Consider the following 20,290-nt stretch of genomic DNA (forward strand, 5'->3'; position numbering starts at 1 on the left):
GGTGTAGAGGAACTTGACCCGGCGTCCCTGGGCGCGGAGGCGGGCGAGGGTCTCGCGCAGCGCCGCTGGTCGCCGCCCAGCTCGCCACGGCGCGGGCGCGCTCGGCGGGCGCGGGGTACAGGCGGACGATCATCGCCATGGAGGCGGGCACGCAGGCCGCGGCGGCGGCGCCGAGGACCGCGCGCAGCGCGACGAGCGTCCACAGGTCCGGCGCCGCGGCGCACAGCAGCGACCCCGCGCCGAAGGCCGCGACGCCCGCGCGGAAGACGCGGTGCGCGCCGTACCGGTCGGCGAGGGCGCCCGCCGACGGCAGCAGCGCCCCGAAGACGACGGTGTAGCCGGTGACGGCCCATTGCAGGCCCGCGACCGTCCCGTTCAGGGAGTCGGCGAGGTCGGGTTCGGCCACCGACAGGACGGTCGTGTCGAGCAGCACCATGAAGTAGCCGAGCGAGATGCCGAGGAGGGCGAGGCCGCGCCGCCCGGGGGCCGCGTCCGCCGGTGCGGAGGGAAGAACCGAGGTCATGGGGCCCCAGTCTGGGAATCCGCGCCGCCGGGCTCCACCGGCGGAACCGCACGGCGCGTTCGGAATATCCGAACGGACGGGCCGGGTTGCCACCGGCATGGAACTGCGCCAGCTGCGGACGTTCGAGGCCGTCCTCGCCCACCGGACCGTCACCGACGCGGCCAACGCGCTCGGTCTCGCGCCGTCGTCGGTGTCGGAGCAGATCCGCGCGCTGGAGGCGTCGCTGGGCGTCCCGCTGTTCCACCGCGGCCCGAAGGGCATGCGGCCGACCGAGGCGGGCGAGCGGATGCGCGGGTGGGCGCGGCGCCTGCTGCGGCAGGCGGAGGAGGCCCGCCGCGAGGTGGCCGGGGAGCGGCCGGTGCTGCGGCTCGGCGCGCTGGAGTCGATCGCCGCCACGCACGTCCCCCGCGTCCTGGCCAGGCTGGCCGAGCGGCGGCCCGGGCTGCGGGTCGAGGTCCGGTCGGACGCGGCCCGCGACCGGCTCCTCGACGCGGTCGCCTCCGGGGACCTGGAGGCGGCGCTGCTGCTGGACGCCGGGGAGGACGTGGGCGGGCTCGGTTTCCCGCCCCCGCCGGCGCCGCTGGACTTCGTCGACGTGGAGCCGGTGCCGCTCGCCCTCGTCGCCGCGCCGGACCACCGGCTCGCCGCGGCCCCCCGCCTGGCCGCCGGCGACCTGCACGGCGAGAAGCTGCTGGTCAACGTGCCGGCGTGCTCGTTCTGGATGGCCGGCGAGCGGCTTCTCGGCTCCGCGGTCGAGCGGGTCAGGGCGGGCAGCGTCACCGTGATGGCGTCCTGGGCCGAGCAGGGCCTCGGCATCGCGCTGCTCCCCGAGTTCGCCGTCCGCGACCGGCTGGCCGCCGGAACCCTCGCCCGGCTGGCGTTCGACGCCCCGGACCTGGGCCTCCGCCTCGTCTGGCGCGCCGACCGGGAAGCCCTTCCCGGCATGCGGGAGGTGCTCTACGCGGCCGGCGCCTGACCCTGTCCGCGCCGCCGACACGGAGCGTTTGCCCCTACCCACCCCGGGTAGCCGCCAGAGGACACCACTGCTCGGCGGGGGAGAACGCTATGGCAGGGCAAAACGGGAGCGAGACCGCGAAGGCCGAGCGGGTGCGGCAGCTCTTCTGGGGGGTCAACGACCGGCTCGGGTCAGCCGAGTTCCTGGACAAGAACATCCGCAAGGCGTTCCCCAAGCACTGGTCGTTCCTGCTCGGCGAGATCGCGCTCTACTCGTTCGTCGTCCTCCTGCTCAGCGGCGTCTACCTGACGCTGTTCTTCCACCCGAGCGGCACGGAGATCGTCTACGACGGCTCGTACGGCCCGCTCAAGGGCGTCAGGGTCAGCGAGGCGTACGCCTCCACCCTGCACGTGTCGTTCGACGTGCGGGGCGGGCTGCTGATGCGGCAGATCCACCACTGGGGGGCGAACGTCTTCGTCGCGGCGATCTGCGTCCACCTCCTGCGGGTCTTCTTCACCGGCGCCTTCCGCAAGCCGCGGGAGATCAACTGGGTGATCGGCACGACGCTGTTCACGCTGGCCGTCGCCGAGGGGTTCGCCGGGTACTCGCTGCCGGACGACCTGCTGTCGGGCACCGGCCTGCGGATCTTCCAGGGCATCCTGCTGTCGGTCCCGCTCGTCGGGACGTACGCGGCCCTGTGGGCCTTCGGCGGGCAGTTCCCCTCCGCCGAGGAGTTCATCCCGCGGCTGTTCACCGTGCACATCCTGCTCATCCCCGGGATCCTGCTGGCCCTCATCACCGCGCACCTGATGATCCTCTGGCACCAGACCCACACGATCTTCCCGGGCCGGGGGCGGCGGGAGCGGGCGGTGACCGGGGAGCCGACCTTCCCGCACTTCGCGACGCAGAGCACGGCCTACTTCCTCTTCACCTTCGGCGTCCTGGCCGGGCTGGCGGCCTTCTTCCAGATCAACCCGGTCTGGCTGTACGGCCCCTACGACCCGGACCAGGTGTCGTTCGGCTCCCAGCCCGACTGGTACGTCGGGTTCCTCGAAGGCTCGCTGCGCATCATGCCGCCCCTGTCCACGACCGTCGCCGGGCACACGATCTCCTGGAACGTGCTGGTCCCCGCCGTCCTCCTGCCCGGCGCGTTCTTCACGCTCATCGGCCTGTACCCGTTCGTGGAGCGCTGGGCCACGGGGGACGAGCGCCTGCACCACCTGCTGGACCGGCCGCGCAACGCCGCGACCAGGACCGCGATCGGGGCCGCCGTCATCGCCTGGTACGGCAACCTGCTGGCGGCCGGCGGCAACGACTACCTCTCCTCGACCTTCAAGATCCCGCTGTTCTGGACGACCTGGTTCTTCCGCGCCGGCTTCTTCGTCCTCCCGATCGCGGCCTTCGCCGTCACCCGCCGGGTCTGCCTGAGCCTGCAGCGCCGCGACCTGCGGACGCGCGAGGAGGGCGTGGAGAGCGGCCTGGTCTCGCTGACGCCGGACGGGGGGTTCCGGGAGCGGCACGAGCAGCCGTCCGAGGAGGCGGAGGCGCTGATGCGGGCCCGGCGGCCCGGCGACCTGGTCGCGCCCTACCCGCACCACGTGATCCCGCTGCCGACACCGGACCGGGCCCGCACGCAGGTCCGGACCCGCGTCAACCGCTTCTATCTCAACTACCAGGCGGAGTCGCACGGCGGCGGCCAGGGCGACCTGCGGAAGGGCGGCCCGGAGGACGGCCAGGGCGAGTGACCGGCGCCCGTCAGCCGGACCATCCCGGCGGCGGCAGCGCCGGCTCGGCCTCCTGCGGCGGCTCCTTCGGCGGGTAGTGCAGGTCGAACGCGGGGCGCGAGGAACGGATGCGCGGCATCGAGGTGAAGTTGTGGCGGGGAGGCGGGCACGAGGTCGCCCATTCCAGCGAGGCGCCGGCGCCCCACGGGTCGTCCGTCCCGACGCGTTCGGCGTGCCGCCAGGACCACAGCACGTTCCACAGGAACGCGAACGTCGAGGCGCCCAGGACGAACGAGCCGATCGACGACACGAAGTTCAGGGTCGCGAACTGGTCGGCGTAGTCGGCGTAGCGCCGCGGCATGCCTTCGGCGCCCAGCCAGTGCTGGACGAGGAAGGTGGTGTGGAAGCCGAAGAACAGCGACCAGAAGTGGACCTTCCCCCAGGTCTCGTTCAGCTTCCGGCCCGTCATCTTCGGCCACCAGAAGTAGAACCCGCCGAACATCGCGAACACCACGGTGCCGAACAGCACGTAGTGCAGATGGGCGACGACGAAGAAGGAGTCGGTGAGGTGGAAGTCCATGGGGGGCGAGGCGAGGATGACCCCCGTCAGGCCGCCGAACAGGAACGTCACCAGGAACCCGAGCGCGAACAGCATGGGCGTCTCGAAGGTCAGATGCCCCTTCCAGAGCGTCCCGACCCAGTTGAAGAACTTCAGGCCGGTCGGCACGGCGATCATGAATGAGGTGATGGAGAAGAACGGCAGCAGCACGCCGCCGGTGGCGAACATGTGGTGCGCCCAGACCGTCATCGACAGCCCGGTGATCGCGATGGTGGCGCCGACCATGCCGAGGTAGCCGAACAGCGGCTTGCGGCTGAACACCGGGAGGATCTCGGTGATGATCCCGAAGAACGGCAGCGCCGCGATGTAGACCTCGGGATGGCCGAAGAACCAGAACAGGTGCTGCCAGAGCAGCGCGCCGCCGTTGGAGGGGTCGTAGATGTGGGCGCCCAGCCTGCGGTCGGCCTCCAGCGCGAACAGCGCCGCGGTCAGCACGGGGAAGGCGATGAGGACCATCAGGCTGGTCAGCAGCACGTTCCAGGTGAAGATCGGGAGCCGGAACATCACCATGCCCGGGGCGCGCATCGCGATGATCGTGGAGATCATGTTCACCGAGGTCAGGATCGTCCCCAGGCCCGACAGGATCAGTCCCATGGCCCACATGTCGCCGCCCTGGTTCGGCGTGTACGTCTGGGTGGACAGGGGCGTGTAGGCGAACCAGCCGAAGCCGGGGGCCCCGCCCGGCATGATGAACGAGGCCAGCACCATGAGCGCGCCGAACAGGAACAGGTAGTAGGTGAGCGCGTTCATCCGCGGGAAGGCCACGTCCGGCGCGCCGATCTGCAGCGGGACGAGCACGTTGGCGAACCCGGCGAAGAGCGGGGTGGCGAACAGCAGCATCATGATCGTGCCGTGGATGGTGAACAGCTCGTTGTAGGTCTGGTTGCTCACCACCTGCTTGCCGGGCTCCAGCAGTTCGGCACGCATCAGCATGGCCATGAGCCCGGCGGCCAGGAACATCCCGAACGACGTTCCCAGATAGAGGTAGCCGACCATCTTGTGGTCGGTCGTCGCCAGCACGTGGCCGATTCTCGTTCCCTTGCGGTGCCGCGCGAGCGCGTCGGCGACGCTGGTGTCCTGCCGCCCCTGCACGGTCGTCATCCCGGCCCTCCCCTCCCCCCGTCCGGCCCCATCCGGCCACTTGCCGCGCACGCCGGTTTCAAACGCGGCGGGAGGGGACCGGAGCGGCCCTGAAATCCGGCATTTCTCCTTAAAGACCCACAAGCCGATGGCCTGGGGAATCGGGCGAGGGATGAAGGCGCGAAGTTCGGGAAAGCGCCGAAGAATGGCACGTTCGAAGGAGCCCCCCGTGCGAGACGAGAAGCTCACCCCCCGGGCCCGGGAGCCCGCCGAACCACCGCGCCCGCGGGACGCCGGCGGGCAGGCCGGTGTCGCGGCCGCGCGCGACGAGGCCGCGCGCGCGCTCGCCCGGCTGGACGCCGCCGCCTGGAGGATGGCGCGGGCGCAACGCGAGACCGGTGCCGCCGCCGGCGCGCCGCCGGCGGACGAGCGGCGGCTCGCGGAAGCCGCGCACGCCCTGGCGGAGGCCGCACGCGAACTCGCCCGGCTCGTCCGCGACCACGGTCCGCGTCCCAGCAGCGGCACCGGCACCGGCACCGGCACCCGGGAACGCACCCGGCGGCCGGGCAGCGGCGAGCCGCTCGTGACCCTCGACCTGGCCCACCGCTTCGGGCCCGGCTGGCGGCTGTACCAGTTCACGACCGCGGACCGTGACGCCCACCGCTGGCATCTGCGCCACGACGGGCACGCCGCCGGGACGGTGACGCACGTCCTGAACCTGCGCGGCCGCAGGACGGGCTGGGAGGCCTACGACGCCCGCGGATTCCGGCTGCGCCCCGAACCGGGGCCGGACGCGTACCCGCCCGCCATGCCCTCCCTCTGGGCGACCAGGACGGCGGCCGTGCGCGCCGTCGCGCGGGCCCACCGCTGCCCCTGACGGCCGGGCGCGGACGTTTCGCCCCGGCCGCCCGGGTAGGGCCGCCTGGGACGGAGCCCGTCCCACCGGAGGAGCACGATGAAGGCTGTCACCTGGCACGGCAAGCGCGACGTCCGCGTCGACGAGGTCCCCGATCCGAAGATCAAGGAGGCGAACGACGCGGTCATCCGGGTCACCTCGACCGGCATCTGCGGATCGGACCTGCACCTGTACGAGGTGCTCGGGCCGTTCATGAGCGAGGGCGACATCCTCGGCCACGAGCCGATGGGCGTCGTCGAGGAGACCGGGCCGGACGTCACCCACGTCCGACCCGGCGACCGCGTGGTCATCCCGTTCAACATCGCGTGCGGGCACTGCCACATGTGCGGCCTCGAGCTGTACGCCCAGTGCGAGACGACGCAGGTCCGCGAGCAGAACACCGGCGCGGCCCTGTTCGGCTACACGCGGCTGTACGGGCAGGTGCCCGGCGGGCAGGCCGAGTACCTGCGGGTACCACAGGCCCAGTTCGGGCCGATCAAGGTGCCCGAGGGGCCGCCGGACGAGCGGTTCGTCTACCTGTCGGACGTGCTCCCCACGTCCTGGCAGGCGGTGGCCTTCGCCGACATCCCCGAGGGCGGTTCGGTCACCGTGCTCGGGCTCGGCCCGATCGGGCAGATGTCGGCCCGCGTGGCCCGCCATCTCGGCCACCGGGTGATCGCGGTCGACCTCGTCCCGGAGCGGCTGGAGATGGCGCGCCGGCACGGGATCGAGGTGATCGACGCCTCCGACGCCGACGACGTGCCGGACGCGGTCCGGCAGCTCACCGGCGGGCGCGGCACCGACTCGGTGATCGACGCAGTCGGCATGGAGGCGCACGGCTCCCCCGGCGCCAAGATCGCCCAGGCCCTCACCGGGCTCATGCCGGGCAACTCCGCCGCGCCGCTGATGGCGCGCGTCGGGGTGGACCGGCTCGCGGCGCTCACCACGGCCATCGAGGTCGTGCGGCGGGGCGGGACGATCTCCCTCAGCGGCGTGTACGGCGGCATGACGGACCCGCTGCCGATGATGCAGATGTTCGACAAGGGCGTCACCCTGCGCATGGGCCAGGCCCACGTGAAGCGCTGGATCGACGACCTGATGCCGCTCATCGCCGACGACGCCGACCCGCTCGGCGTGATGGACCTCGCCACGCACCGCTGGCCGCTGGAGAGGGCGCCCGAGGCCTACGAGATGTTCCAGAAGAAGCGGGACGGCGCCGTCAAGATCCTGCTGCGGCCGGGCACGTGACGGCGCCCGCCGGGTGATCGCGGACCAGGGCCGCCCGCCCTAGGCTTTCCGGCACGTCCTCGGGCGTGCCGATGACCGAGGCTCTGGAGGTGGACCCGATGCACCCGTTCCGCGCCGCCATCGAGAAGGGCGACCTGGACGCCCTTCCGGCGCTGCTGGCCGAGGACGTGACGTTCCTCAGCCCGGTGGCGTTCGCGCCGTACGAGGGACGTGCCACGGCCACCGCGATCCTGCGCGCGGTGACCCGGGTCTTCGCCGACTTCCGCTACGTCCGCGAGATCGGCGGCGGCCGGGACCACGCGCTGGTCTTCAAGGCGCGGATCGGCGACCGCGAGGTGCACGGCTGCGACTTCCTGCACCACGACGACGCCGGGCTCATCGACGAGTTCTGCGTCATGGTCCGGCCGCTGTCGGGCGCGCAGGCGCTCGCGGACGCGATGGCGGTGCAGTACGAGAACGTCAGACGCGAGATGGGCCTCGCCTGACCCCGGGCCTCCCTTCAGACGCTCACCGGTGAGGGGAGGGAGCCGTCCTCGGCGCGGCGGCCCTCGTGCTCGAGGCGCGCCAGCCGGGCCGAGGTGAGGGCGGCGCGGAACAGCTGGAGGCCGCGCGCGGAGCTCGGGTCGACGCCGGACAGGGCCCGGATGCGGTCCAGCCGGTAGTGCAGCGTGCGGCGGTGGATCCACAGCTCCCGCGCGGCGCGCTCGCGGTCGAGGTTGCAGGCGAGCAGCACCTCCAGCGTCCGCCGCAGGTCGGTGCCGGCGTCGAGCGGGGACAGCACGGCGGCGAGCCGCCCGCGGATCGCGGGCTGCCCGAGGATCGCCAGCTCGACGAGCAGCTCGTCGGCCCCGTAGGGGCGGTCCTCGGCGTCCGGGATGGCCTTGGCGATCGTCAGGACGCGGGAGGCCTCCTCCAGCGCCGCCGGGATGCCGGCGACGCCGCGCCGGCAGGACCGGGCGGCGTGCACGGGCCCGCGCGAACGGGCGGCGAGGCCCGCGGTGAACTCGGCGGCCAGGTCCTCCGCGCGCAGCGGTTCGGCGGCCGGGAACAGCACGGTCAGCCCCTCCGGGCCGCCGGAGTACAGCACGCCCTCCCAGGACTCCAGGCGCTCGCTCTCCCGCTCCCAGTCCTGTTCCGCGAGCGCGGGGGCCTCGCACCGCAGGACGAGGTAGGCGGGCGCGAGGCGGACGCCGGCCGCGTCGGCGATCACTCCGGCGGGAGCGCCGTCGATCAGGGTCTCGGCGAGGAGCCGGCGCAGCGGCCGCGATCTCGTCCCCTCGCGGGGCGCCTCCGCGTACCCCTGGATGCAGGCCTCCCGCGCGCCGGCCGCGAGCCGGGCCGCGTGCGCGGTCAGCTCGGCCATCTCGGTGAAGCAGCCGGGCGGCGCGACCGTCCAGCACGACCGCGCCGCGGCGGCGAGGGCCAGGTCCCACGCCTCCGACAGCACCGGCAGCGGGATCGCCTGCCGGGCCGCGAGGACGCCGAGGTCGCGGAAGCGCCCGCGGTCGTCCTCGGGGAGGGGCGACCGGCGCAGCACGAGGCCGAGCAGCCGGGCGCAGGTCTCCCGGCGCCCACCGAACATCGGGCCCGCCGCCCGGCGGATCGGCTGGTAGGCGGGGTGGCCGTGCAGCGCCTCCCGGATCGCCGTGGCGACCCGCGGGCAGTGCGCGGCGAGGACTTCCGGGAGGCCGCCGGAAACGGTCATCGACGATCCTCCCCTAGGCCGCGGCCAGCGGCAGCCCGGGCAGGTGGCCGACGGTCCCCTCGACCGCCCGGTGCAGCTCCCGGACGCAGCCCGGATCGCCGCCGAGCATGTCGAGCAGGCCGTGGGCGCGCCCGGCCAGCGGCGCGACGGAGGCGGCGTAGGATTCGGCGACCTCCTCGTCGAGCATCCAGGCGGCCATCTCGGCGCGCGCGGACGCCGAGTGGCGGGCGGAGGCGTGCAGCGCGAGGGCCTCGCGGCGCCGCGCGGGCGGCAGCCCGGCCAGCAGGTGGACGAGCAGGTGCGTGGCGGTGCCGGCGGCGAGGCCCTCGTGCCGCCCGGAGACGAGGTCGCGCCGGTCGTCGGCGAGCCGGCACAGCACGCCGAACGCGCGGCCGTACGCCCGCCAGCCCGCGACCCGGTGGTCGTCCGCTCCGGCGAGGCGCGCCGCCGAGGCCGCGGCCATCGCGTAGGGCGCGCCGGTCCTGCCCTCGTAGCCGCGCAGCACCGACTCGCAGGTGGCGTTCGGCGCCCGCTCGGCGAGGACGCGGAGCCGCCCGTCGACGGCGTCCACCCAGGCGCGCGAGAGCTCGTCCGCGAGCGCGGCGCGCACGGCGGCGCCGACGGGCATGCCGACGATGAGCCGGCCGGGCAGCTGGCCGCCGACGGCCAGCGCGGTGAGCACCCTCCCGCCGGCGGCGGCGCCCGCGGGGGCCGGCGCGCCGGCGGAGGTGAGGTCGTCGAGGTGGCGCGCCGACGCCCACCAGAGCAGGTGCAGCACGGCGACGGGCATGGCGGGGCCCGGCGCGCCGGTCTCCGCCCCGTGCACCAGCAGCGGCAGCGTGATCACTTCTCTCACGCCCGGACGCGGGCCCTCGGCCCGGACGAGCCCGAAGAACTCCACGAGGAACTCCGACATGGCGCCCCCGACCATCTCGCGGCCCCCGTCGACGCCCATCGCGAGGCCCTCGGCGAGCAGCTCGCACAGCCGCGCCATCTCCACCTCGACCTCGGCGATCGCCCGTTCCTGGGCGGCCCTGCCGAACGCTCCCTCGTCCACGTGCCAACTCCTCTGCTGCGGGGTGTCGCGAGCCGTGCCGGCGCCGCCGTCCGGCTCGATCCGGGCGCCGTCGGGAACGCCGGCTCACGAAATCGAGCGATGACGGACCCGGCCATGCGCGTTTCCTTTTCCCGGCCCGACGCTCGCCGACCCGCTCAGGAAACGGCGCCGGACGCTCTTCCAGGGAAGGGCGGAAAAGCCGACCGGACGGCCGTCATCTTGCTACAGAAAAGCGGATCCATGAACTGCACCCCTGGGCAGTCCGGGGCGCGCCGGGCTGCCCGGTCCGGCAACCGGCACGACGCGGACACGCTCCGCGACAGGCGCCGCCGGCCCGGAAACCGCATGTCAGCGTCCGCTTGCGAGAGGGCGGCCGGCCGCGGGCGGCGTCGATCGCGCACGTCACCCGCCTTCCGGGAGACCGAGCGCCGCGCGTTTCCACCTGATCAACGCCGCGCATTATCCGGCGGATCGCACAAGGTATATTTTCAAATTATTCTTCAATTGCCCGGATCGACCGTGCTCTGTGACGTTGCCCACAGATTATTGGCAGAATGCGGCCAGTGCGGCGGGGCCCGGCGCGGCGGCTCGCATGAGCGTCCACCGCGCCGGGCCCCGTCCCCCGATCCGTCCCGCCCGCGGGCGGGAGGCCGTCCCCGGCCGCGGGTCAGGCCGGCACGTGCGCCTTCTTGCGCGTCCAGTGCCGGTGCGCCGCGACCGCCTCGACCAGCTTGGCGGGGAAGCCGCCGCCCGCCCCGCGCCCGGTGACGACGCCGGCGTCGCTGACGGCGGCCCCGTCGGAGAACCGCACGCCGTCGATGCCGGCCCGCTCCAGCAGGCCGATGCCCTCGTCGAGCGCGCCGATCGCCTTGCAGTGGACGAAGGACTCGGCGACGAAGTGCACGGCGTCGCCGTCCCCCGCCAGCGTCCGCACGCTCTGCTCGCCGCCCGGCACGAGCACCGCGTCGTAGAGGACGGACGCGACCGTCGGCATGGCGCGGGTCACCTCGATCTGCCCGCCGTTCGCCGCCTGGACGAAGCCGTCCTTCGCGGCGAGGACCTCGACCACCGCCCCGGCCTCGGTGAGCGCGTCGCCGACCGCCGCGACGGCCGCCGAGTCGGCCCCGTCCGCCACCAGCACCGCGATCTTGCGGCCCTGGACGGAGTCCGCGCGCGCGTTCGCCTGGCTCAGCGCGGGCGAGGTGCGGCCGTGGTTCGCCGTCGCCGGCTCCCCGGGCGGCTCCACCCCGACGCCCTCGGCGACCTGGACGGCGAGGGCGTGGTCGACGTGGTTGAGGTGCTCGATGACGCCCTCCCGGATGTGCCGGTGGTCGCACTTGCCGAGCTCGAACCGGAACGCGCCGACGATGTGCTCCTTCTCCCAGTCGGACATGCTGTTCCAGAACAGCGTCGCCTGGGAGTAGTGGTCGGCGAAGCTCTCGCTGCGCTTGCGGATCTTGTTGCCGTCCACCCGCTCCTGGTAGTGGGTGAAGGAGCCCTCGCCGCCCACCGCCGGGCAGCCCCCCGAGAGCGAGTTCTTGTGGTAGCTCGCCCGCCCCTGGTGGATGTCCGTCTGGTGGTAGCCGTCGCGGTGGTGGTTGCGGACGGGCGCGACGGGACGGTTCACGGGGAGCTGCGGGAAGTTCGGCCCGCCGAGCCGGATCAGTTGCGTGTCCAGGTAGGAGAACAGCCGCGCCTGCAGCAGCGGGTCGTTGGTGAAGTCGATGCCGGGCACGACGTTGCCGAGATGGAAGGCGACCTGCTCGGTCTCGGCGAAGAAGTTGTCGGGGTTGCGGTCGAGCACCAGCGTGCCGACCGGCCGCACCGGCACCCGCTCCTCCGGAATGATCTTGGTCGGGTCGAGCAGGTCGAAGTCGAACGAGTGCTCGTCCTCCTCCGGGACGAGCTGGACCCCGAACTCGTACTCGGGGAAGGCGCCGGCCTCGATCCGCTCCCAGAGGTCGGCCCGGTTGAAGTCGGGGTTCTTCCCCGCGATCTTCTGGGTCTCGTCCCAGGCGAGCGAGTGGATCCCGAGCCTGGGCTTCCAGTGGAACTTCACGAACGTCGCGCGCCCCTCGGCGTTCACGAGCCGGAAAGTGTGGACGCCGAAGCCCTCCATCATCGCGTAACTGCGCGGCAGCGCCCGGTCCGACATGAGCCACATCATCATGTGCATGGTCTCGGGCTGGAGTTGCACGAAGTCCCAGAGGGTGTCGTGCGCGGAGGACGCCTGCGGGATCTCGCTCGCCGGCTCGGGCTTCACCGCGTGCACGAAGTCGGGGAACTTGATGCCGTCCTGGATGAAGAAGACCGGCATGTTGTTGCCGACGAGGTCGAAATTGCCCTGCCGCGTGTAGAACTTCGTGGCGAACCCGCGGACGTCCCGGACCGTGTCGGCGGAGCCGCGGGACCCGGCGACGGTGGAGAACCGCACGAACACCGGCGTCGTCAGCGAGGTGTCCGTCAGGAATTCGGCCGTCGTGTACTCGGCGAGGGACTCGTGCAGCGTGAAATGGCCGTAGGCTCCCGAACCGCGCGCGTGCACGACCCGCTCGGGAATCCGCTCGTGGTCGAAATGGGTGATCTTCTCGCGCAGATGGAAATCCTCCAGCAGCGAGGGTCCGCGCTCCCCCGCGGAGAGCGAGTTGTCGGTGTCGTCGACCCGGATGCCCTGGTCGGTGGTGAGCCTCGCCCCTTCCGGGCTCACCCGCCGAGGGTCCAGTTGCTCCTGCTTCCGGTCGTTGCGGCCGGTGGGGTCGCCCATGCTCTGGCTCCTCGGGTGATGAGTCGGTGGCGGTGGCTGCGCCCGTGATGGGGCGGCTACCCCGGTAACTCCGCGCCATGCGTTGTTTGACCGGAACTTGGGCCTCCCTCCGTCCCACCCCGGTCCAGGCGCTCGTGCTCGCTCTGACCCGGGGAGGACGGGAACGGCGACCGTGCGAACCGGCGCCGCGGCGGCCGGCGCGCACCCTTCTTCCGTGCTCCCCGCGCGTCCCGCCACCATGTCCGCCCCCGGAATCCGCTACGGTCAAGGTCGCCGCGTCGGCAAGGGGAAGGAAGACACAGAACACATGGCCGAGAAGGTCATTCGGGTGGACGACATCGACGGCTCCGAAGGAGCCGATGTCGCAAAGCGGGACTTCGAAGTCCTCGACCGGACGTTCACGATCGACTTGAACGATGACAACTACAAGCGGCTGAACGAGATGCTGGACGCCCTCGCGCCCTTCATCGAGAACGCCGCCGAGGTGAAGCCGGCAGGGAAGGGCCGCAAGTCGCGCACCGCGAAGATCAAGGGCTACACGAACGGCGATGTCCGCGCGTGGGCATTGCGTGAGGACATCGAAGTCTCCGAACGTGGCAAGATATCGGATGAGGTCTATGCTGCATTCATCGAGGCACATCCGGACGCCAAGCCGGACGCATAGCTAGAGGGAGTCCCCGCATGGCACAGAAGGTCGAAGTCCTTCTCGTGGACGACATCGACGGCGGAGAGGCTGACGAGACCGTCAGCTTTTCCCTCGACGGCACGTCTTATGAGATCGACCTGAGCAAGAAGAACGCCGCCAAGCTCCGCAGCGGCCTGGAGCCGTTCGTGGCCGGCGCCCGCAAGGCGCGCAAGGCCGCGGGCCGGGGCGGCCGCGGGACGCGCACCGCGGGCAGCCGCGAGCGCTCCGCCGAGATTCGCGAGTGGGCGAAGAACCGCGGCATCAAGGTCAATGAGCGGGGCCGTATCCCCGCCAATGTGATCGAGCAGTACGAAGCCGCGCACTAGCGGCCGCCGCGCGGCCGGGGGTGTTCCGGCGCGCGGCGAGGGGCCGGGGCGGATTTATCCACGCCCCGGCCCTCTTGCGTGTGCATCGGGCAAATCCTCCCCCCATTGCGGGAGAGAATGCCAGTAATGGTGCGAGACAACACAATAAGCTGGCGCCGGGGCGACGGCGGAGGGGGCGGCCCGTTGACACGCGTGACGCGGCGGGACAAGGTCCGGTACTGGTTCGACCGGACGATGGCGAAGGGGACGCCCGCCCTCATCGGCTGGCTCGGGCTCGCGTCCGGGGCGCTGGTGCTGGTGGTGGCGACCGCGGCCGTCATGCTCGCGCCCGGCGACAGCGAGTCCAACGGCCACTGGCCCGGCATGGTCTGGCGCAGCCTGCTGCGCACGCTCGACCCCGGGACGATGGGGGACGACACCGGCACCGCGCCGTACCTCGGCCTGATGCTGGTCTCGACCATCGGCGGGATCTTCATCGTCAGCTCGCTCATCGGCGTGCTCACCACCGGCCTGGAAGCGAAGATCACCGAGTTGCGCAAGGGCCGGTCGCGGATCGTCGAGCACGACCACACGGTGCTGCTCGGCTGGTCCGAGCAAGTCTTCACCGTGGTGGCGGAGCTGGTGGAGGCCAACCAGAGCCGGCGCAGGTCGTGCGTCGCGATCCTCGCCGACCGGGACAAGGTCGAGATGGAGGACGCCATCCGCGCGCGCGTCGGCGACCTCGGCCGCACCAGGATCGTGTGCCGCACCGGCGACCCGCTGAAGGTCGCGGACGTGGAGCTGGTCAGCCCCGGGACCGCGCGGTCCATCATGGTGGTCACGCCGGAGGTCGACGAGGCCGACGCCCGCATCATCAAGGTGCTGCTGTCGCTCGGCGCCCGCACCTGGGGGCGGCACCGCCCGCACGTGGTCGCCGCCGTGCACGACTCGGCCAACCTGCCCGCCGCCCGGCTCGCGGGCGGCCCCGCCGCGCACGTCATCGACGCCGACGACGTGGCGATCCGGCTGATCGTCCAGTCGCACCGCCAGTCGGGGCTGTCGCAGGTCTGCACCGAGCTGCTGGACTTCGTCGGCCACGAGTTCTACATGCGCACCGAACCGGCCCTCGCGGGCATGACGTTCGGGGAGTCGCTGTCGGCCTACGACCTCGGCGTCCCGTCCGGACTGCGGCGGGCGGACGGGGCCGTCCTGCTGAACCCGCCGATGGACACCGTGATCCGCGCCGACGACGAGATCATCCTCCTGGCGGAGGACGACCTGCTGATCCGGCTCGCCACCGGGCCCGCGCCGCCCGTCCGGGAGGCGGCGATCACGACGGCGACCGCGCGGCCCCCGGTGCCCGAGCGCACGCTGATGCTCGGCTGGAACCACCGCGCACCGAAGATCATCGAGCTGCTGGACGAGTTCCTCGCCCCGGACTCGGCGCTGGTCGTCGCCGCGCCGCGCGAGGACCCCACCGGGGCGCTGCCCCCGGCGGCCCACCTCAAGATCGACTTCGTCCGGGCGGAGCCGACCGAGCGGCCGGCGCTGGAGTCCCTCGACCTCGGCTCGTTCCAGCGCGTCATCGTGCTGTCGGACGCCGGGCGCGACCGGGAGCACGCCGACGCCCGCACCCTCGTCACGCTGCTGCACCTGCGCGACATCGAGGACGGGCTCGGCGACCCCTTCGCCATCGTCAGCGAGATCAACGACGACGCCAACCGGGAGATCGCGCAGGTCACCAAGGCCGACGACTTCGTCGTCAGCGAGAAGCTGATCAGCCTGATGCTGACCCAGCTGAGCGAGAACCGGCACCTGTACGAGGTGTTCGCCGACCTGCTCGACCCGGCCGGCTCGGAGATCTACCTCAAGCCCGCCTGCGACTACCTGGCGCCGGGCGCCGAGGCCGACTTCGCGACGCTCATCGAGTCGGCCCGGCGGCGCGGCGAGGTCGCGCTCGGCTACCGCCTGACGGAGCGGTTCCACGAGCCGCCCGGCTACGGGGTGGTGCTGAACCCGGACAAGTGGGCGCCGCTCACGCTCTCGGCCGACGACCGCGTCATCGTGCTCGCCGAGAACTGAGCGGGACCCGGGGTCAGCGGAGCGGCGGGCCCAGTTCGTGCCCGGCCCGCACGGCGCCCGCGACGCGCTCGCGCAGCGCCAGCTCGGCCTGGCGGGCGTCCTCGGCCATCCCGCGGATCTCCTCGCCCGCCAGGGCGTCCCCGACGGTGCTCGCCAGCAGGTCCCGGTAGCGGGCGTTCTGCTCGGGCAGCCCCTGCAGGACGCCCGCCTCGTGGTAGGCGTCGTCGGCCTCCCCCGCCCGGCGCGCGTAGGCCTCCAGCGCCTCGATCCGCCCGGTGACCGAGCGGATCGACAGCTCCAGCGCGCGGTCCTGCGGTTCCAGCAGGGCCCGGACGCGCGCCGAGAGGCGTTCCGGCCGCTGGGCGCGGCGCTCCCGGCGCAGCCGCGTGTGCTCGGCGAGGGCGCCCGCGATCGCCCACTCCTGGCGCGGCAGGACGACCGCGTTGTTGATGTCGTCGAGCAGCCCGGCGCCGTGCGCCCGCGACCCGAGCACGGCGTCCACGGCGCGCTGGGCGCGGACGAGGAGCCCCGAGGCGGGCTCGTCGAAGTCGGCCGGCAGGAGGTAGCGGCCGTGGTGCTCCCGCGCGGCGCGGGCGGCGGCGGGCTCCCGGACGTACCGCAGCGCCCCGGCGACCCAGGCGGCGAAGCTCGCGGCCGCGAGGACGACTGCGGCCTCCACCTGGCCGAGCAGCAGCAGGAGGACCTGCACGGCCGGGACGACCATCATCGCGACCACGGGCAGCCTCCCCCAGCGCACCGCGCCGCCCACCAGCTCGTCGTCGTCCAGCGAGGCGACGAAGCAGACGCGCAGCCATCCGCCCGGCAGCACGCCGTAGAACAGCGCGAACGCCGGGATCCACACCAGCCGCGCCGCGACCGTGCCGGTGCGCAGCCGCGGGGGCGCCGGAGCGGGCAGGCAGGCCGGGACGAGCCGCTCGGGCGCGGCGGCCAGCAGGGCGCGCTCCTCGCCGCCGATGCCGGGATCGAACACCGGGCGGGGACGGTATCGCTCGGTCATCGCCACTCCCCTCCGCGTCGGGAACCCTGTGCCGGACGGTTCCGAGCCTTCCACGCGGGGCCCGGCCGTCTCCGGGTTGTCACGAGATCCGGACATTCCTGCGGTCCCTGGGCATCCCTCCTCCGGTACCGGCTAGTCCTGCAGCTCCGCCCAGACCTCCCGGTCGCGCTCGGCCGTCCAGATGCGGGGGCGTTCGATGCCGTCCAGCTCGTCCCAGAGGCGGGAGACGTCGAAGGGCAGGCAGTGCTCGAAGATCGGCCAGCCGCCGTAGGCGGGGGCGAGCGCCGCGTGGACGGCGGCGAACGCGTCCCTGAGCGCGCCGCCCTCCCGCCGGACCCGTTCGACCTCGCCGATCATCGTGGTGAGGAAGTCGCGGGTCTGCCGGACGGCCGCCTGCACGGCGTCGCGGCCGTGCGCGACCGCCCCGCGCCCGCCGACGAGGGTCTCGGCCCCGAAGGAGTGGACGTGGTCGAGCGTGCCGGACGCCCATTCGCGATGGAACGCGTCGCCGGTGTAGAGCGCGGCCTGGGTCTCCACGAGGTCGCCGGCGAACAGGATCCGGTGCCGGGGCAGCCACGCCACGATGTCGCCCTCGGTGTGGCCGCGCCCGCAGTAGGCCAGGTCGAGGTCGCCGCGGTCGCCGCCGAGGTCGATGGTGAGGGTGCCGGTGAACGTCACGGTCGGCCAGGTGAGCCCCGGGATGCCGTCCGGGTCCTTGAACAGCCGGGGCATCCGGCCGTACTCCGACTCCCAGTCCTGCTTGCCGCGCTCGGCGATCAGCGCGCGCGTCAGGTCGTGCGCGACGACCACCGGGGCGCCGAACGCGCTCGCGCCCAGCGTGCGGACGGCGTGGTAGTGCGACAGGACCAGGTAGCGGATGGGCTTGTCGGTGTGCTCGCGCAGCACGGCGAGCCAGTCGCGCGCCGCGGCGGGCGTGGCGAGGGCCTCGAAGCAGACGAGGAAGTCCTCGCCCTCCACCGCCCCCACGTTCGGGTCGCCCTCGGCCGTGAGCGCGTACACCCCGTCGGCGAGGACCTCCAGCGTCTGCGTCCTGTCGCTCAGGTCCGCGGACGACGCGAACGGTTTCGGCATGGGCGCCCCCTCGCGGTCGTGGCCCCGGCCTCTTCGCCTGCACTGCGGTTCGCCTGCACAGTGATTCATTCCACGCAGAGCGGTCGATAACCGTCCCGCCCTCCGGGGAGGGACGGCCCGGGCGGGGGTAGGAGGGGTCTCGAAGGTGCCGCGCGTGAGGAGGAGGCCCGGGTGAACGCCGCGCTCGGACTGCTGGCCGTCCTCGTGCTGACCGCCGCGACCGGCTACTTCGTGGCGCAGGAGTTCGCGTTCGTCACCGCGGACCGCCCGGCGCTCGACCAGCGGGCGGCGGAGGGCGACCGGGCCGCGGGGCGCGCGGTGCGGGTGATGGGCCGGCTCTCGTTCATGCTGTCGGGCGCGCAGCTCGGCATCACGGTCACCGCGCTGGTCGTGGGCTTCATCGCCAAGCCCGCCCTCGCCGACCTGATCGCGCCGGCGCTGCGCGCGGGCGGGGTCCCGGACGCGGCGTCCGGCGGAGTGGCGGTCGCGCTCGGGTTCGTCCTGGCCACGGTGATCCAGATGCTGCTGGGCGAGCTCTTCCCCAAGAACCTGGCGCTGGCGCGGGCGGAGTCGCTGGCCCGCGCGCTGGCCGGGTCCACCCTGTTCTACCTGGCCGCGGCCGGCCCGCTGATCAGGCTGTTCGATGTGTCCGCGAACCGGCTCGTCCGCGCGGTGGGCATCGAGCCGGTGGAGGAGCTGCGGCACGGCGCGACGCTGGAGGAGCTCGGGCACATGATCGGCGAGTCCGGGGAGCAGTTCCAGGCGGGCCACGCCGACCTGCTGGAGCGGGCCCTGGTGTTCTCCGAGCGGGACGCCGAGGAGGTCATGGTGCCCCGCGTCGACGTGGTGACCGTGCCCGCCGCGGCGCGGGCCGCCGACCTGGGGGACGTGATCGCGGCGAGCGGGCACACCCGCTACCCCGTCCTCGGCGAGGGCGTCGACGACGTGGTCGGGGTCGTCGGGCTGGAGGAGCTGGTCGCTCTCGGCCCGGACGAGGCCGCGCGCACCGAGGTCCGCGCGCTCGCCCGGCCGGCGCTGCTGCTGCCGTCGTCGCTGCCGCTGCCGGAGGTGGTGCTGCGGCTGCAGGGCGCCGGCGAGCCCCTCGCCTGCGTGGTGGACGAGTACGGCGGCTTCGCCGGCATCCTCACCTGGGAGGACGTCGCCGAGGAGCTGGTCGGGGAGATCGCCGACGAGAACGAGCCGGGCGAGGACCTCGCGATCCGCAGCGGCGAGTGGTGGACGACCGACGCGGGGCTGCGGATGGACGAGGTCGCCCACGAGACCGGCATCGCGCTGCCGGAGGGCGACTACGAGACCGTCGCGGGGCTGCTGATGAAGCGGCTCGGCCGGGTCGCGCGGCCGGGCGACGTCGTCCGGGTGCCGCTGGCCCCGACCCGGCTGGACGAGCCGGCCCGCACCGCCGTGGTGGAGGTCCTGACCGTCCACCGGCACGTGCCGGAGCTGATCCGCATCCGCACCGTGGAGGAGGACGGGTGAACCTCGGGCTGGGCGCCCCGGTCACGCTGGCGCTGCTGGCGGGCAACGGCTTCTTCGTCGCCACCGAGTTCGCGCTGGTGGCGGCGCGGCGGCCGCGGCTGGAGCGGGCCGCCGCCCGCGGCGGGCGGGGGGCGGGCGCGGCCGTCGCGGGGATCGACGAGCTGTCGGTGACCCTCGCGGGCGCGCAGCTCGGCATCACGATGTGCTCGCTCGGCCTCGGCCTGGTGTCCGAGCCGGTGTTCGCCGGGACCCTCACGCCGCTGTTCCACTCCGCCGGGCTGCCGGAGGGCGCGGCGCACGCCGTCGCGTTCGTCCTGGCTCTGGCGCTCGTGACGTTCCTGCACATGGTCGTCGGGGAGATGGCGCCGAAGTCGTGGGCGATCGCCGACCCCGAGCGCTCGGCGAGCGTGCTCGGCCTGCCCTTCCGCGCGTTCGCCACCATGGTGCGCCCGGTGCTGGCGGCGTTGAACGGCGCGACGAACCTGCTCCTGCGGCTGGTGGGCGTCCGCCCCGCCGACTCGCGGGAGGTGTCGCGCACCCCCGAGCAGCTGCGCAGCATCGCCCAGGAGTCGCGGAGGCTCGGGCTGATCGGCCAGAGCGAGCTGACGCTGCTCACCGCCGCCCTGGACGCGCCCCGCGCCCCGCTGGCCGACCTCGTGGTGCCGGTCTCGGACATCGTGTCGGTCCCCGCGTCCGCGACGCCGCAGGAGGTCATCGACGCGTCGGCCCGCACGGGCCACATCCGGCTCATGCTGCGGGGCGCCGGGCGACCGGGGCAGGCCCGCATGGTGCACGTCCGGGACGCCTTCGTGGCCCGCGCGCGGGGCCGCGCCACCCCCGCCGGGGACCTGGCGCACCCCGTTCCGGCGATGCCGGTCGGCACGCCCGTGGGCGAGGCGGTCACGATCCTCAAGGCGGGGCACAGCCACCTCGGTCTCGCCGTCGGGCCGGACGGCCGCGTCGCCGGCCTGGTCAGCCTGGACGACCTGCTCACCACGCTGATGGCCGTGCGCTGACCGTCGAAAGCGTCAACATTGGTTG

At 73.3% G+C, this 20,290-nt stretch carries 17 protein-coding genes; 10 read left to right on the top strand and 7 right to left on the bottom strand.

All coding sequences use genetic code 11. The features are described 5' to 3' along the window. The coding region (locus ABD944_RS11550) for an MFS transporter (RefSeq protein ID WP_345175221.1) at positions 1 to 523 on the bottom strand (523 nt) is incomplete at its 3' end. 97 nt (positions 524 to 620) lie between these two features. On the opposite strand from ABD944_RS11550, the gene ABD944_RS11555 reads away from it, so the two are divergent. After that, positions 621 to 1,499 (top strand): LysR family transcriptional regulator, encoded by an 879-nt coding sequence (locus ABD944_RS11555; RefSeq protein WP_345175223.1) that lies wholly within the window; start codon positions 621 to 623, stop codon positions 1,497 to 1,499. 89 nt (positions 1,500 to 1,588) lie between these two features. Then, positions 1,589 to 3,223 carry a cytochrome bc1 complex cytochrome b subunit gene (gene qcrB / locus ABD944_RS11560; protein WP_345175224.1) on the top strand — a complete coding sequence of 545 codons (1,635 nt, stop codon included), beginning with the start codon at positions 1,589 to 1,591 and terminating at the stop codon, positions 3,221 to 3,223. A 10-nt stretch (positions 3,224 to 3,233) separates the two neighbouring features. On the opposite strand, the gene ctaD is transcribed toward qcrB, so the two are convergent. Beyond that, positions 3,234 to 4,922: an aa3-type cytochrome oxidase subunit I gene (ctaD, locus tag ABD944_RS11565; protein ID WP_345175225.1), complete on the bottom strand. Its 1,689-nt coding sequence runs from the start codon at positions 4,920 to 4,922 to the stop codon at positions 3,234 to 3,236. A gap of 208 nt (positions 4,923 to 5,130) precedes the next feature. Here ctaD and ABD944_RS11570 point away from each other — a divergent pair, with 208 nt between their 5' ends. The 3 genes from ABD944_RS11570 (at position 5,131) to ABD944_RS11580 (ending at position 7,529) form a co-directional block, all read left to right on the top strand. Next, a complete protein-coding gene (locus ABD944_RS11570) occupies positions 5,131 to 5,778 on the top strand; it encodes a hypothetical protein (protein WP_345175226.1) in 648 nt (215 codons plus the stop codon). Between the two features lie 78 nt (positions 5,779 to 5,856). After that, positions 5,857 to 7,044, top strand: coding sequence for a zinc-dependent alcohol dehydrogenase (locus ABD944_RS11575; RefSeq protein ID WP_345175227.1), 1,188 nt, complete (start codon positions 5,857 to 5,859; stop codon positions 7,042 to 7,044). Between the two features lie 71 nt (positions 7,045 to 7,115). Further along, positions 7,116 to 7,529 (top strand): nuclear transport factor 2 family protein, encoded by a 414-nt coding sequence (locus ABD944_RS11580; protein WP_425550305.1) that lies wholly within the window; start codon positions 7,116 to 7,118, stop codon positions 7,527 to 7,529. A 14-nt stretch (positions 7,530 to 7,543) separates the two neighbouring features. On the opposite strand, the gene ABD944_RS11585 is transcribed toward ABD944_RS11580, so the two are convergent. The 3 genes from ABD944_RS11585 to ABD944_RS11595 form a co-directional block, all read right to left on the bottom strand. After that, positions 7,544 to 8,749 (bottom strand): PucR family transcriptional regulator, encoded by a 1,206-nt coding sequence (locus ABD944_RS11585; RefSeq protein ID WP_345175228.1) that lies wholly within the window; start codon positions 8,747 to 8,749, stop codon positions 7,544 to 7,546. Positions 8,750 to 8,762: 13 nt separating this feature from the next. Then, complete coding sequence (locus ABD944_RS11590; protein WP_345175229.1) at positions 8,763 to 9,806, bottom strand: hypothetical protein; 1,044 nt, start codon at positions 9,804 to 9,806, stop codon at positions 8,763 to 8,765. A 667-nt stretch (positions 9,807 to 10,473) separates the two neighbouring features. Next, positions 10,474 to 12,570, bottom strand: coding sequence for a catalase (locus tag ABD944_RS11595; RefSeq protein ID WP_345175230.1), 2,097 nt, complete (start codon positions 12,568 to 12,570; stop codon positions 10,474 to 10,476). 172 nt (positions 12,571 to 12,742) lie between these two features. Here ABD944_RS11595 and ABD944_RS11600 point away from each other — a divergent pair, with 172 nt between their 5' ends. From ABD944_RS11600 to ABD944_RS11610, 3 genes are all read left to right on the top strand, one after another. Further along, positions 12,743 to 13,234: a histone-like nucleoid-structuring protein Lsr2 gene (locus ABD944_RS11600; protein WP_345175231.1), complete on the top strand. Its 492-nt coding sequence runs from the start codon at positions 12,743 to 12,745 to the stop codon at positions 13,232 to 13,234. A gap of 17 nt (positions 13,235 to 13,251) precedes the next feature. Further along, a complete protein-coding gene (locus ABD944_RS11605; RefSeq protein WP_179834013.1) occupies positions 13,252 to 13,581 on the top strand; it encodes a histone-like nucleoid-structuring protein Lsr2 in 330 nt (109 codons plus the stop codon). A gap of 183 nt (positions 13,582 to 13,764) precedes the next feature. Then, the gene (locus tag ABD944_RS11610) at positions 13,765 to 15,642 is read left to right on the top strand and encodes a CASTOR/POLLUX-related putative ion channel (RefSeq protein ID WP_425550306.1); all 1,878 of its coding nucleotides are present in this window, start codon (positions 13,765 to 13,767) and stop codon (positions 15,640 to 15,642) included. 13 nt (positions 15,643 to 15,655) lie between these two features. Here ABD944_RS11610 and ABD944_RS11615 read toward each other — a convergent pair whose 3' ends face one another. Further along, the gene (locus ABD944_RS11615) at positions 15,656 to 16,660 is read right to left on the bottom strand and encodes a hypothetical protein (RefSeq protein ID WP_345175232.1); all 1,005 of its coding nucleotides are present in this window, start codon (positions 16,658 to 16,660) and stop codon (positions 15,656 to 15,658) included. A gap of 132 nt (positions 16,661 to 16,792) precedes the next feature. Beyond that, on the bottom strand, positions 16,793 to 17,752 hold the full coding sequence (locus ABD944_RS11620) for an MBL fold metallo-hydrolase (RefSeq protein WP_345175233.1): 960 nt from the start codon (positions 17,750 to 17,752) through the stop codon (positions 16,793 to 16,795). Between the two features lie 171 nt (positions 17,753 to 17,923). Between ABD944_RS11620 and ABD944_RS11625 the strand changes: the two genes are divergently transcribed. Together ABD944_RS11625 and ABD944_RS11630 are read left to right on the top strand one after the other, a co-directional pair. Further along, on the top strand, positions 17,924 to 19,249 hold the full coding sequence (locus ABD944_RS11625; protein ID WP_345175234.1) for a hemolysin family protein: 1,326 nt from the start codon (positions 17,924 to 17,926) through the stop codon (positions 19,247 to 19,249). After that, complete coding sequence (locus tag ABD944_RS11630; RefSeq protein WP_345175235.1) at positions 19,246 to 20,265, top strand: hemolysin family protein; 1,020 nt, start codon at positions 19,246 to 19,248, stop codon at positions 20,263 to 20,265. Before ABD944_RS11625 ends, ABD944_RS11630 begins: the two co-directional genes overlap by 4 nt. The last annotated feature ends 25 nt before the right edge of the window (positions 20,266 to 20,290 follow it).

Source organism: Actinomadura verrucosospora (genome assembly GCF_039540335.1).
Classification (GTDB): domain Bacteria; phylum Actinomycetota; class Actinomycetes; order Streptosporangiales; family Streptosporangiaceae; genus Spirillospora; species Spirillospora verrucosospora.